Source organism: Deinococcota bacterium (genome assembly GCA_030858465.1).
GTDB lineage: Bacteria > Deinococcota > Deinococci > Deinococcales > Trueperaceae > JALZLY01.
Map to the genome: position 1 here is coordinate 1 of JALZLY010000253.1, position 12,776 is coordinate 12,776.

At 65.3% G+C, this 12,776-nt stretch carries 11 protein-coding genes; 9 read left to right on the forward strand and 2 right to left on the reverse strand.

All coding sequences use genetic code 11. The features are described 5' to 3' along the window. Positions 1-49: 49 nt before the first annotated feature. Complete coding sequence (locus M3498_12700) at positions 50-883, forward strand: undecaprenyl-diphosphate phosphatase (protein ID MDQ3460141.1); 834 nt, start codon at positions 50-52, stop codon at positions 881-883. A 10-nt stretch (positions 884-893) separates the two neighbouring features. Here the strand turns inward: M3498_12700 and mgtE are convergent, their stop codons facing one another. Then, positions 894-2,273 (reverse strand): magnesium transporter, encoded by a 1,380-nt coding sequence (mgtE, locus tag M3498_12705; GenBank protein ID MDQ3460142.1) that lies wholly within the window; start codon positions 2,271-2,273, stop codon positions 894-896. A gap of 260 nt (positions 2,274-2,533) precedes the next feature. Here mgtE and M3498_12710 point away from each other — a divergent pair, with 260 nt between their 5' ends. Continuing rightward, positions 2,534-3,178: a VTT domain-containing protein gene (locus M3498_12710; protein MDQ3460143.1), complete on the forward strand. Its 645-nt coding sequence runs from the start codon at positions 2,534-2,536 to the stop codon at positions 3,176-3,178. Positions 3,179-3,208: 30 nt separating this feature from the next. Here the strand turns inward: M3498_12710 and M3498_12715 are convergent, their stop codons facing one another. Beyond that, the gene (locus M3498_12715) at positions 3,209-3,493 is read right to left on the reverse strand and encodes a YciI family protein (protein MDQ3460144.1); all 285 of its coding nucleotides are present in this window, start codon (positions 3,491-3,493) and stop codon (positions 3,209-3,211) included. A gap of 174 nt (positions 3,494-3,667) precedes the next feature. Here M3498_12715 and dnaK point away from each other — a divergent pair, with 174 nt between their 5' ends. The 7 genes from dnaK to M3498_12750 form a co-directional block, all read left to right on the forward strand. Beyond that, on the forward strand, positions 3,668-5,581 hold the full coding sequence (gene dnaK, locus M3498_12720) for a molecular chaperone DnaK (protein MDQ3460145.1): 1,914 nt from the start codon (positions 3,668-3,670) through the stop codon (positions 5,579-5,581). Positions 5,582-5,591: 10 nt separating this feature from the next. Next, entirely contained in the window at positions 5,592-6,281 is a 690-nt protein-coding gene (locus M3498_12725; GenBank protein ID MDQ3460146.1) for a nucleotide exchange factor GrpE, read from the forward strand. Positions 6,282-6,361: 80 nt separating this feature from the next. Beyond that, the gene (locus M3498_12730) at positions 6,362-7,267 is read left to right on the forward strand and encodes a DnaJ domain-containing protein (protein MDQ3460147.1); all 906 of its coding nucleotides are present in this window, start codon (positions 6,362-6,364) and stop codon (positions 7,265-7,267) included. A 241-nt stretch (positions 7,268-7,508) separates the two neighbouring features. Continuing rightward, a complete protein-coding gene (locus M3498_12735; protein MDQ3460148.1) occupies positions 7,509-9,941 on the forward strand; it encodes a cytochrome c in 2,433 nt (810 codons plus the stop codon). A gap of 66 nt (positions 9,942-10,007) precedes the next feature. Beyond that, a complete protein-coding gene (locus M3498_12740; protein MDQ3460149.1) occupies positions 10,008-10,694 on the forward strand; it encodes a gluconate 2-dehydrogenase subunit 3 family protein in 687 nt (228 codons plus the stop codon). Positions 10,695-10,716: 22 nt separating this feature from the next. Continuing rightward, positions 10,717-12,471 (forward strand): GMC family oxidoreductase, encoded by a 1,755-nt coding sequence (locus M3498_12745; protein ID MDQ3460150.1) that lies wholly within the window; start codon positions 10,717-10,719, stop codon positions 12,469-12,471. A 15-nt stretch (positions 12,472-12,486) separates the two neighbouring features. Continuing rightward, on the forward strand, positions 12,487-12,776 hold a 290-nt coding region (locus tag M3498_12750; GenBank protein MDQ3460151.1), incomplete at its 3' end, for a hypothetical protein.

Genomic DNA, 12,776 nt, shown 5'->3' on the forward strand with positions numbered 1-12,776 from the left:
GTGACCCTGCCGGCTCGCGATAGCCGCTGGCATGGTAACTTGGTCTCTCGTGACAGCACTCGAAGCACTCATCTTGGGCCTCGTTCAGGGAATCACCGAGTTCTTGCCGATCTCGAGCTCGGGCCACCTGGTCATCGTGCAGAGGTTGATGGGCGTCCACGAGGGCGCCTTTACCTTCGACGCGGTGATTCACCTCGGCTCGCTGCTGGCGGTGATGATCGCGCTGAGGGCGGAACTCTGGCTCATGGCAAAGAGTCCTTTCGGCGGCCGGACCGCCGAGGCCAGAGCGGGGCGGCGGCTTATGCTCCTGGTCATTTTAGGTACGCTGCCGCTGGTGGTCGTCGGCCTCACCCTGCGCGACCTGGTAGACCGGGCCTTTGGCTCGGTCTACATCTCGGCCTTTATGCTCTACTTTACGGGCGCCCTCTTGTGGTTTGCCGAAAAGAACCCGCGTTCGGGTCAGGTGGAGACGGCGTCAAAGCTGCGCACCCTGAGCGTCACCTGGCGCCACAGCCTGGTTATGGGCCTGTTTCAGGCGCTGGCCGTCCTGCCGGGACTGTCTCGCTCCGGCGTCACCATCGCCGCCGGCATGATGGGCGGCTTGGGTCGGGAGGCGGCGGCCCGCTTTTCCTTCCTGCTCTCAATTCCCGCCATCATGGGCGCGGCGCTGCTCGAGATGCGCACGGTCTTGCGCGAGGACCTTTCCGCCAGCCTCAGCACCGAGGTGCTGGTCATCGGCACGGTGGCGGCGGGGATCTCGAGCTACCTGGCGATCGCTATCCTGCTCAAGTTCTTGAAGCAGGGCAGCCTGATCGGCTTCGCCTACTACACCTGGATCTTGGCGACCGTCGTCTTGGCCATCAGCTATTTTAGCCGGGTCTAAATGGCCGGGTCTAAAAGCCGAGCACCCGGCTGGCGATGGCGAAGTAGACTAGGAGGCCGATGGCGTCGGCAATCGAGGCGACGAGTGGCCCGCTGGCGCTGGCCGGGTCGAGCCCCAGCTTGGTCAGGATAAAGGGGAGCGACATGCCCAGCAGGTTGGTGATGACCAGCATGACCATCATGGTCAGCAGCACGATGAGGCCGACCTCGTAACCGCCCCGAAAGATTCCAAGCACCATGCCGAGCGCACCCAGCGACACCCCCAGCGTAAAGCCGATGGCAATCTCTCTCAAGAAGGCGCGAAACCACTGGCGAATCTCCACATCGCCGGTGCTGAGGGCGCGGATCATCATGGTGGCCGCCTGGGTGCCGGCGTTGCCGCCGGTGCCGATCACCAGCGGCATGAAAAAGGCCAAGGCCACCACGCTCTCGAGCACCTCCTCGTAAATGCCGATGACGCCCGACGAGACCAGGCTGACCATGACCAGCGTGGCCAGCCAGCCGATGCGCGAACTGTAGAGGTTCCAGAGGCTGGCCTGCCAGTAGCCCCGGTTGAGGGGCGTCACGGCGGCCGATTTGTGGAAGTCCTCGGTGACTTCCTCTTCGGCCACGTCGAAAACGTCGTCCACGGTGACGATGCCGAGGAGAATGCCCTGCGAGTCCACCACCGGCAGGGCCACCCGGTCGTAGCGCTGCATCATTCGCACCGCCTCCTCGCGGTCGTCGCTGGCTCTGAGGCTCGCAAAGGAGTAGTCCATGATGTCGCTGACGGTCTTGTCCGGTTTGGCGAGGATGAAGCTCTGCAGCGGCAAGGCGTCCAGGAGCTTCCAGTCGTCGTCGTGGACGTAGATCATGTTGATGGTCTCGCTGCGCCGGCCCAGCCTGCGGATGTGCTCCAGAGCCCGGTCGACGCTCCACTCCGGCTTGACCGCCACGTAGTCGGGCGTCATCAGCCTGCCCACGCTCTCCTCAGGATAGCCCAGGAGCTGCCGCGCCTCCTCCAGGTCCTCGGGGGAGAGCAGGTTTAAAAGCCGCTGGGTGACCCGGCCTGGCAGCTCCTCTAAGACGCCCGTGCGGTCGTCCGGATTCAGGTTGGCCAGCAGTTGCCGGGTCTCGCCGTCGGTGAGCTCGCGCAGAAGCGCGTCGCGGGGCTCGGGCTCGAGGTAGGCAAACACCTCCGTGGCCAGGCGGCGAGGCAGAGCGCGAAAGAGCAGGACGCGATCTTCCTTGTCGAGTTCCAAAAGAAAGTCCACCAGCTCGGGCGCGACCATCTCAGAGTCGGGCCAGGCGACCCGCCGGCTCGACAGCTCGGCCCAGCGCTTTTCTTCGATCAGCCGGGCGATCTCTTCGGGCAGGACTTCGTTGGCCAGTCTGGTATGGGTATGGAGCATGACAACCTCCAGAACGCGCTTGGTTTTGCGATGCGGGCCGCGTCCTGCTGAGACAGGAGGGGCGGTGGCGGTGAGGTTGCCGCGTCCGCGAGGGCGCACAACCGACACCAGCCTACATTACGCGGAGACACGATTCCTTACACTGGTGTGCTTGGCGCATCCTTAGCAGTCTATCTCAGTAGTCTATGCTACGCCGAACCGGCACCTAGCGAGTTGGGAACGCGATGAAACGAGCTGTAAACCTGGTACGACACCACCCCGTGAAGCTGGCGGTGCTGGGCCTGTGGTTGGCGGCGCTGCTGGTCTTCTGGTGGTTTTTGTGGCGCCATGACCTGGGGCCTCTGCGCCTCTTGCAGGCAGGGCTCGAGGTGATGACGGGCTCGCTGGCGGGCGCCCTCAGCCTGCTCGGCCTCTACCTCTTGCGCCCGCTCCTGCTCTTTCCCGCCACGCCGCTCATCGTGCTGGCCGGTTTCGCTTTCGGGCCCGTCGGCGGCGTTCTCTACGCGCTCTTAGCCGGGACGCTGTCGGCGCTGGTCGCCTACCTCTTCGGCCGCTACGCGGTGAGCGGCAGCGCCCTGCGAGGGCTCGACCGGGGCTTCGTGCGGCGGCTCAGGCGCCACCCCTTCGAGACCGTCCTGACCGGCCGCCTGATCTTCTTGCCGGGCGACCTTATTAATTACAGCTGCGGCGTCCTCGGTATCCGCCTGCCGCCCTTCGTGCTGGCCACCTTGCTCGGCGGCGTGCCGGGCACGCTGGCCGCGGGGCTCTTCGGCGCCTCCTTGGAGGGCGAGTTGGGCAGTTGGCCCACCTTGAACGTTCAGACGCTGCTGCTCTCGGCGGGCGTCTTGATGGGCAGCCTGCTTCTCTCGCGCGCCCTGCAAAGCCGCCGCGCCCAGCCCGCCTAGAGCGTTACCCCAGAGCGCTACCCCAGAGCGCTACACAGCCCGTTTGAAGGGAAAGATATCGAAGCTCAGCCACACCCCGGCCTGGCTGTAGACGTCGTTTTTGAGAAAGGTCTCGAGCGCCTCCCTCGACTCCGCCGCGACGATGAGCGCCGAGCCGATCGGTTCGCCGTCGTCGCCTAAGAGCGCGCCGCCCAACTGCACCGTACCGTCCGCCACCGCCGGCTTGATCTCGTCAAGGTGCCTCTCGCGCACGGCCTGCCGCCGCGCCTTGGCCTCGGTGCCTTCGCCGTCTCGAGCGATCACCAGAAAGGTCACAGGTTCCTCCTAACTTGATACGATCTAACTTGATACGATCTAACTTGATAAGACCAGACTCATATCTGTTGACAATGCAAACAGCCAGAGTTATACTTACTCCCAGTGTAGGCGTTTTGCGCCCCGACGTGTCAGTGGGCCAGACGCAATTTTCAAGCCGAAAGGAAAGCCATTATGCCAAAAGCTGTAGGAATCGACTTAGGCACCACCAACAGCGTGATCGCGGTGATGGAGGGCAAGGAGCCCGAGGTTCTCGTGAACAGCGAGGGCAACCGCACCACCCCGTCGGTCGTCGCCTTCAAGGAGGGCAACCGCATGGTCGGCCAGGTCGCCAAGCGCCAGGCCGTCTTGAACGCCAAGGGCACCCTCTTCGAGATCAAGCGCTACATGGGCCGCACCTGGGACGAGGTCAAGGAAGAGGCCGAGCGCTCGCCCTACGAGGTCGTCCGCGGTGACGACGGCGGTGTCCGCTTCGTGGTGGGCGACAAGCAGTACACCCCCGAGGAGATCTCGGCGATGATCCTGCAAAAGCTCGTCGAGGACGCCGGCAAGACCCTGGGCGGCAAGGTCACCAGGGCCGTCGTCACCGTGCCCGCCTACTTCAACAACGCCCAGCGCGAGGCCACCAAGAACGCCGGCAAAATAGCCGGCTTGGATGTCCTCCGCATCGTCAACGAGCCGACCGCGGCGGCGCTCGCCTACGGCCTCGACAAGAAGGGCAACGAGACGGTCTTGGTCTTCGACCTGGGCGGCGGCACCTTCGACGTGTCGGTGCTCGAGGTCGGCGACGGCGTCTTCGAGGTGCGCTCGACCTCGGGCGACACCCACCTGGGCGGCTCGGACATGGACTATGCCATCGTCAACTGGCTCGCCGACGAGTTCAAGAAGGAGTACGGCGTTGACCTGCGCAAGGACAAGCAGGCGCTGCAGCGCCTCATCGAGTCGGCGGAAAAGGCCAAGATCGAGCTCTCGAGCACGCCCGAGACCACCATCAGCGCGCCCTTTATCGCCATGGACCCCGATTCGCGCGCGCCCTTGCACCTAGAGCGCAGGCTCTCGCGCACCAAGTTCGAAGAGCTCATCGCGCCGCTCTTGGCCCGCGTCCGTGGCCCCGTCGAGACGGCCCTCAAGGACGCCAAGCTCTCGAAAACCGACATCAATGAGGTGATCTTGGTCGGCGGCTCGACCCGCGTGCCGGCGGTGCAGCGCATCGTCAAGGAGATGCTCGGCAAGGAGCCCAACCAGTCGGTCAACCCCGACGAGGTGGTGGCCTTGGGCGCCGCCATCCAGGCCGGCGTCTTGACCGGTGAGGTCGAGGACATCGTGCTCTTGGACGTTACCCCGCTCTCCTTGGGCGTCGAGACCAAGGGCAGCGTCTTCACCAAGCTGATCGAGCGCAACACCACCGTGCCGGTGCGCAAGGCCGAGACCTTTACCACCGCCGAGCACAACCAGCCCGGCGTCGAGGTCCACGTCCTCCAGGGCGAGCGGGCCATGGCCGACGACAACAAGTCCTTGGGACGCTTCAAGCTCGAGGGCATCCCGCCCATGCCCGCCGGCCTGCCGCAGATAGAGATCACCTACGACATCGACGCCAACGGCATCTTGAACGTGACCGCGCGCGAAAAGTCGACCGGCAAGGAAGCCTCCATAACCATCCAGAACACCACCACCCTCTCCGAGGACGAAGTCGACCGCATGGTCAAGGAGGCCGCCGCGCACGCCGATGAGGACCGCCAGGCGCGCGACTATGCGGAAGTAAGGAACAACTTGGACGGCATGAGGCTCCAGGCCAGGAAGCTCGTCGACGAGGCTACGGAAGCCTCGGAAGACGACAAGCAGCCGGTCATCAAGGTGATCGACGAGGCCGAGAGCGCCATCAACGCCAACGCCCCCAAGGAGCGCCTCGACGAGCTCAGCCGCGAGCTCTCCGAGAGGATAAGCGCCTTTCAGCAGGCCACCGCGCAGCAGCGGGGCGCCAGCGAGGGTGGCGATCAGAGCGACGATCAGAGCGGCGGCCAGCCCGGCGGCGAAGCCGGCAAGCAGGACGACGACGTGATCGACGCCGACTTCAAGCCTGCCAGCTAAGGGGCCCACCATGCCGAACGAGACCAGGAACAGACAAGAAGACAGACAAGAAGACGAGCGCCTAGAAGACGAGCGCCTAGAGGACAAGAACAGACTAGAGGACAAGAGCAGAGAGGAAGAGGTCCCTGAGGCCTCTTCCTCTCCGGCCGAAAGCGCCGAGCCCGAACAGGCTGCCCCCGAGCAAGTGGAGGCAGGTCTGGATGCGATCCAGAGTGAGATCGACATCCTCCGCGGCGAGCTCATGACCCTACAGACGAAGCTCAAGGAGGCGCAGCAGGAGAGCGCCGACTTCAAGGACCGGTTCTTGCGCGCCCGCGCCGACCTCGAGAACTACCGCCGCCGCGCCGCCCAGGATGTTGATCGCGCCCGCGAGGCCGGCATGGACAGTGCGGTCTTGGCCGTTCTTCCCGCCTACGACGACCTCGGCCGCGCGCTCGAGGCCGCCGAGACTGACCCGGGCAAGATCATCCCCGGTGTCGAAGCCGTTCGGGAGGGCCTGAAGCGCAACTTGGCGGCTTTGGGCATCAAGGAGGTGGGTAAGCGGGGCGACAGGTTCGACCCCGACTTTCATGAGGCGCTCTCGAGCTTTCCTGCGGAGGATAGGGCGCTGGCTGGCACGGTTGCGGAAGTCTATCAGGTAGGCTTCACCAAGGAGGGGCGCCTGGTGCGTCCGGCCAGGGTGGTGGTGTATCAGGAATAGAGTTTGAAGGTTTGAAGGTTTCAACCTTCAAACTTTCCAACCTTCAAACTGATTAACCGATTTTCTCGAAAGGAGGTGCCGTGGCCGCCTACAAGGATTATTACCAGACGCTGGGCCTGGGACGCTCGGCGACCGACAAGGAGATTCGCTCGGCCTTTCGCAAACTGGCGGCCAAACACCACCCGGACAAGAACCCCGGGGACGCGGCCGCCGAGGAGCGCTTCAAGGAGATAAACGAGGCCTACACCGTCCTCTCCGACCCCGAAAAGCGCAAGGTCTACGACCAGTACGGCTCGGCGGGCGGGCCGCCTCCCTTCACGCCCGGCGCGGGGCGGCCCGGCGGTTTCACGGGCACCTGGACGAGCGCGGGCGAGGCCGGCGACTTCAGCGACTTCTTCCAGCAGCTCTTCGGCGGCGGCTTCGGCGCTGAGAGCGTGGGGGGCTCGCGCTTTGGCGGCTTCGGCCAGCCCAGCGCCCCGGTACGCCAGGACGTAAGGGGTGAGGTCGGCATCAGCCTGGAAGAGGCCTATCACGGCGGCAGCCGCACGGTCAGTTTGGATGGCCGCCGCCTCGAGGTCAAGCTGCCCAAGGGCGCCAGAGAGGGTTCTAAGCTGCGCCTGCGCGGCCAGGCGCCGGGCGGCGGCGATGTCTACCTGACGGTCAGGCTCGAGCCGCACCCCCGCTACACGCTCGCGGGCGACGACGTCCGCATTTCACTCAGGGTGCCGGACTACACCGCCGCCCTGGGCGGCACCGTGCGCGTGCCGACCTTGGACGGCGCCGTCGACATGACCCTGCCAAAGGGCACGCAGAGCGGCCGCACCCTGCGCCTGCGCGGCCGCGGTTGGCCCAAGAAGGACGGCACGCGGGGCGACGCCCTGGCCGAGGTTCGCGTGGTCATCCCCGAGCGCCTGAGCGACGAACAGCTCGAGCTCTACGAGCGCCTGCGCGCGCTCAGCGAGAGGGCGGCTCAGGCGGCGGACTGAGCAGGGTGCCGAGAGCGTCCTGTGAGGCTCGAGAGCAGCCGACTTAGTTGCGTCCCAACCAGCCCCTACACATCACCAGCCCCTACACAAAAGAACAAGCCAAATATAGCCGTCCCTCCAAAAACCGTGGCGGGCAGGCTGCTAGAATGTTCCATTGAATTAAAGCCTGCCAATGAGCCGTCGATGCCTCGCCATCAACGCCGCACACGTCTTCGAGTAAGTTCGAGTAAGGAGGAACACGATGAAAACCCCGGCATTCAAGGGATGGCTAGGGCTGTTGGCGGTTTTGTGGCTGGCCTTTTTGGCTGCCGCGGCCGTCTACATCATTTATTCGGCGAGGGAACCGGCAGTCGCGGCCGAGCCGACCGAAGCCGAGGTGACGGAAACGGGCTGGTACGCCGAAGCGCAGATCGGGCGGGGCGAGGAGGCCTACGACGAGCACTGCGCGAGCTGCCACGGCGGTGACCTTCAGGGTAATCCTCCGCTCGTCGGCGAGGCGTTCTTGAGCAGCTGGGAAGGGCAGAGCGTTCACGCGCTCTACCAGTACACCCGCAGCAGCATGCCCCTCGACAACCCCGGCTCGCTCGACGACGAGACCTACGCCGACACCATCGCCTATATCCTTCACGTCAACGGTTTCCCGGCAGGCGAGGAGGAGCTGGCGCCGGACCAGCAGGAGCGCATGGAGGGCCTCGTCATCGACCCGGACATGGCGGAAGCGCCCGAGGAGGAACCCGAAGAGGAACCTGAGGTCGAGGAAGAACCCGAGGACGAGCCTGACGTAGAGGAGGAGCCCGAGGAAGAACCGGACGTAGAGGAGGAACCCGAAGAGGACCCCGAGGAAGAGCCCGAGGTCGAAGAGGAGCCTGAAGTTGAAGAACCGGCGGGCATGGAAATCACCGTAGACCCACCGGATGCGGTAACGAATATCACCATCGAAACGCAAGAGCCGGCCACGATTACCATCAGCCCCGGCGCAGAACCGGAGGAAGAACCCGAGGTCGAGGAGGAACCTGCGGAAGAGCCGGACGTAGAGGAAGAGCCTGAGGAGGAACCCGACGAGGAGGTCGAGGAAGCACCCGAGGAGGGCTGGTTCACCTCGGAGCAGGCGGACCGCGGCCAGGAGGAGTACGACCAACACTGCGCCGAGTGCCACGGCCAAGACCTGGAGGGCGAAGCCGGACAACCCGCGCTGGTAGGCGAAGATTTCCTGGCGCAGTGGGGCACCGTCGGCGACCTCTTCGACTACAACCGCACGCAGATGCCTTTAGATGACCCTGGCTCGCTCGAGGACGATACTTACGCCGACATCACCGCTTACATCTTGCAGGAGAACGACTTTCCGGCGGGCGAAGAAGAGTTGCCGGCAGACCAGGAGCAGCTCGAGGAGTTTTCCCTAGACCCGGAGGCGGCGGAAGAAGAGCCCGAGGAGGAGCCAGAGGTCGAGGAAGAGCCTGACGTTGAGGAAGAACCTGAGGAAGAGCCTGACGTTGAGGAAGAGCCTGAAGAGGAACCTGACGTTGAGGAAGAGCCTGAAGAGGAACCTGACGTAGAGGAAGAACCTGAAGAAGAACCGGATGTAGAGGAGCCCGAGGTCGAAGAGGAACCCGAGGGAGCACCTGAAGCGGGGCGGGGCTGGCTGGAAGTCGATGTGGAGCCGGCCAATGTCACCGTAAGCGTGCTCGGCCCGGAGGGCTATTCCGAACGCCTTGCCGGCGCGCAGACGCTTAGGGACCTGGAGCCGGGGTTTTACATCGTCGCCGTGTCTCGCGGTCACCAGAGCGCCAACGCCAACGTCGTGGTCGAGGCCGGCGAAACGGCCAGAGTCTCGCTCGTCCTGGATGAACTGGCGCGCTCCGAGGACGTGCCGGAGGAGCCGGGGGTGCCCACTACGGAGGTTCCCGCGATTGCCGACGAGCCTGTGGACCCCGAGCTCGAGGAGGAACCCGAAGAGGAGCCCGAGGAAGAACCGGACGTAGAAGAAGAGCCGGAAGAAGAGCCCGAGGCGGCGGAAGAGGAGCCCGAGGCGGCGGAAGAGGAACCGGAAGAGGGGCCCGAGGTCGAAGAAGAGCCTGACGTCGAGGAAGAGCCCGAAGAGGAACCTGACGTCGAGGAAGAGAACGACCGCACCCAGGCCGAACGCGGCTCCGAGGTCTACGCGCAGCACTGCGCCCGCTGCCACGGCGCCAGCCTTCAGGGAAACGTCGCGCCGGCGCTCGCCGGGCCGGTCTTTGTGGAGCGCTGGGGCGGCCATCCGGTCGATTGGCTTCACTTCCAGGCGCGGACCTCGATGCCGCCCCACAATCCCGGCTCCCTGGACGACCAGGTCTATACCGACATCATCGTCTACGTGTTGGCGGAAAACGACCTTCTGGAAGGCCACGAGGAGTTCGAGGCGGACTCCGAGGAACTCCTGCGGTTCGTCATCGCTCGAGACGAACCGCAGGAGGAACTCGAGGAGGAGGTCGAGCGGTTGCGAGAAGAGCTCCACGAGCCGTTTGAAGAGGAAGCCGTGCCAACCACCGTCCCGCCCATAACGCCCGACGAGGAGCCTGAGGCCCCCGAGCCCGAAGACCCTGAGGAGCCCGAGGCAGAGGAGCCCGAAAGGGGGCAGCCGGCGCCGCCAGACCATCAAGAGGGCGAGGGTTTGGGCCAGCAGCAAGAGGGCCGGTAGCGCGGTGCCTGCACCGGCCCTACGCTCCAGCACAGGTATCTAGCACAGGTATGAGGTGAGGTAGATATGGCAAAACACGACGATCACCCTGATGGGCAGCCCCATTGGGATGCCAAACTGGCCCGCCGCAGCTTTTTGAAGGGAACGGCGGGTACACTTGCCGCGCTGCTCGTCTCGAGGGCCTTTCACTACGATGTCCTGGCCGAGACACGAGCACGGGAGGAGGGCTTCCAGTTCTTCAACCGCAGCGAGGCCGAGACTTTCGAGGCGGTCGCCGCGCGCATCTGGCCCGGTGACGAGGGCGACCCCGGCGCGCGCGAGGCCGGGGCGGTCAGCTACGTCGACCGGGCGCTGGCCGGGGCCTACGCGGGCTTCCAGACCGCCTACCGCGTCGCCCTCGACAACCTCGATCAGGACGCCAACAGCCGCTACGGCGTGCCCTTTCGCCAACTCGAAGAGGACCAGCAGGACGCGCTCCTAACCGAGCTCGAGGAGGTCGAAGAGGAAGAGGATCCCCTGCGCGGTATGCCGGGCCGCGATTTCGAACTGGGCTTGGGGCCGACCTCGACCTTCGCGATGTTCCGCCGACACACCATGGAAGGGGTCTTCGCCGACCCCATCTACGGCGGTAACCGCGACTTCGCCGGCTGGCGAGCCGTGGGCTATCCCGGCGCGCACTACATCTACTCCGCCGAGGAACAGCAGGTCTTCGAGCCGCTCGAGAAGCCGTTCCAGAGCGTCGCGGATCTATAACCGGGCAAGCAAGGAGAGCATCATGGCAACCCAGCAGAGAAAAGACGTGATCATCGTCGGTTACGGCGCGGCTGGAGGGCCGGCCTCCGTCGAACTGGCCCGTGCCGGCTATTCGGTGGTGGCCCTCGAGAAGGGGCCGCACCTTACCACCAAGAGGGACTTCGCGCAAAACCAGCTCGACACCCTGCGCTGGGTGATCCGTGACGGCATGATTCCCGGCTTCGACAAGCTGCCCTTCACCTTTCGTGAGGACGAGAACGAGGAGGCCGAGCCCAGCGACTACCTGATGGCCTCGCTCGTCGGCGGCGCCTCGGTGCACTGGTCGGGCCAGTCGTGGCGCTTTTTCGAGGACGACTTCCGGGTGCGCTCGACGGTCGAAGAGCTCTACGGCCAGGAGCGCCTGAGGTACCTGGAGGAGGACGGCGCCGCCATCGAGGATTGGCCGATCTCCTACGACGAGGTCGAGCCCTACTACGAGCGGGTGGAGACGCACGTGGGCATCGGCGGCTGGCCGGGCAACATCCAGGGCCAAATCCGCCCGGTGAACCCCCAGGAGGGCAATCCCTTCGAGGCGCCCCGGCAGAACGACTATCCGTTCAGGCCGCTCCGCGACAACGCCACCAACCTCACCTACCGCTACGGCGCGCTCGAGCTCGGCCTGCATCCCTTCCACGTGCCCACGGCGATCCTCACCAGGCCCTACCTGTCGCCCTACGGCGTCTCGCGGCCACCTTGCACCTACTGCACCTTCTGCACCGGGCACGGCTGCTGGAACGGTTCCAAGTCGGACACGCTGGTGTCGCTCCTGCCGGCGGCGGAGGCGACGGGGAACTTCGAGCTGCGCCCGAACTGTCAGGTCATCCGCGTCAACCGCGACAACGGCCGGGCGGTGAGCGTCGACTACGTCGACACCCGGACGGGCGAGGAGCACAGCCAGCCGGGGGACATCTTCATCCTGTCGGCCTACTCGTACCAGAACGTGCGCCTCTTGCTGCACTCAGGTGTGAACGGCAACGGCCAGGTCGGCCGCTACTTCATGACCCGCTCGTCGCCGTCCGTTCACGCCACCTTCGACGACCGCTACTTAAACGGCTACAACGGCCCGGCGGTGCAGCGCCAAGGCCTCGACAACTACAACGGCGAGGTCGCCTTTGAGGAGAAGTTGGGGCTGCCCGAGGACGAGTTTTTTGTCCGCGGCGCCTTTATGGGCTCGCCCAGCCAGCGCAACCCGCTCGAGAGCTACGATATCGTCCCGCCCGGCGTGCCGACGTGGGGCGCGGCGTACAAGACCTACCTCAAGACCTACCTCAACCGCTTCATCAGCCTGCAGCTTCTCACCGAGCCCTTGCCCTACCAGTCGGGCTACATCGACCTCGACCCCACCTACCGCGACGCCTACGGCGTGCCCGGCGCCCGCGTCACCCGGCGGATCGGCGAGAACGAGCGGCGGATGGGCCGCTTCATCCATCAAAAGGGCGTCGAGATCCTGCGGGCGGCGGGCGCCTCGCGCATCTGGGGCGACCCGGAGGTGCAGGCGATTCCCTCGATGACCCACGACACCGGCGGCTGCCGGATGGGCGAGGACCCGGAGCGGTCGGTGACCAACCGTTACTGCCAGATGTGGGAGCTGCCCAACGTCTTTATCGGCGGCGGGGCGGTCTTTCCCACCATGGCCGGCAAGAACCCCACCCAGACGATCTGGATGCTCTCCTACTGGCTGGCCGACGCCATCATCCAGGGCCGGGCCGACCTGGGGGACGCCCAGGAGATGAGTTAAAGTGTGCGCTGAGGCATGATCGAAGAGCCCAGTGAGAGCCGAGGAGCCGAAGGTCACCTGCCGGACATCCGGCAGACGCTCGACTGGCGGGCTTGGGAGGACGGACTCGAGGAGGCGAGAGGGCGGCAGCTGCCGATGCTCTGCCTTGCCGAAGCGCCCTGGGTGAACAGCGCTCAGTGCCTCGCCCTCGTCCTGGGGCGGGACGAGGCGCTGCGAAGGTGCATCCGCGCGTCCTTCATGCCCGTCCTCCTCGACCCCTGGGAACGCCCCGACCTCGCCGCCCGCCTGCGCCTAGCCTCGGTTGC

What these genes read in the sequence shown, in the direction of transcription:
- M3498_12725 (MDQ3460146.1), top strand. Translation starts at nt 5,592, where the DNA reads ATGCCGAACGAGACCAGGAACAGACAAGAAGACAGACAAGAAGACGAG.
- M3498_12735 (MDQ3460148.1), top strand. Translation starts at nt 7,509, where the DNA reads ATGAAAACCCCGGCATTCAAGGGATGGCTAGGGCTGTTGGCGGTTTTG.
- dnaK (MDQ3460145.1), top strand. Translation starts at nt 3,668, where the DNA reads ATGCCAAAAGCTGTAGGAATCGACTTAGGCACCACCAACAGCGTGATC.
- M3498_12740 (MDQ3460149.1), top strand. Translation starts at nt 10,008, where the DNA reads ATGGCAAAACACGACGATCACCCTGATGGGCAGCCCCATTGGGATGCC.
- mgtE (MDQ3460142.1), bottom strand. Translation starts at nt 2,273, where the DNA reads ATGCTCCATACCCATACCAGACTGGCCAACGAAGTCCTGCCCGAAGAG.
- M3498_12745 (MDQ3460150.1), top strand. Translation starts at nt 10,717, where the DNA reads ATGGCAACCCAGCAGAGAAAAGACGTGATCATCGTCGGTTACGGCGCG.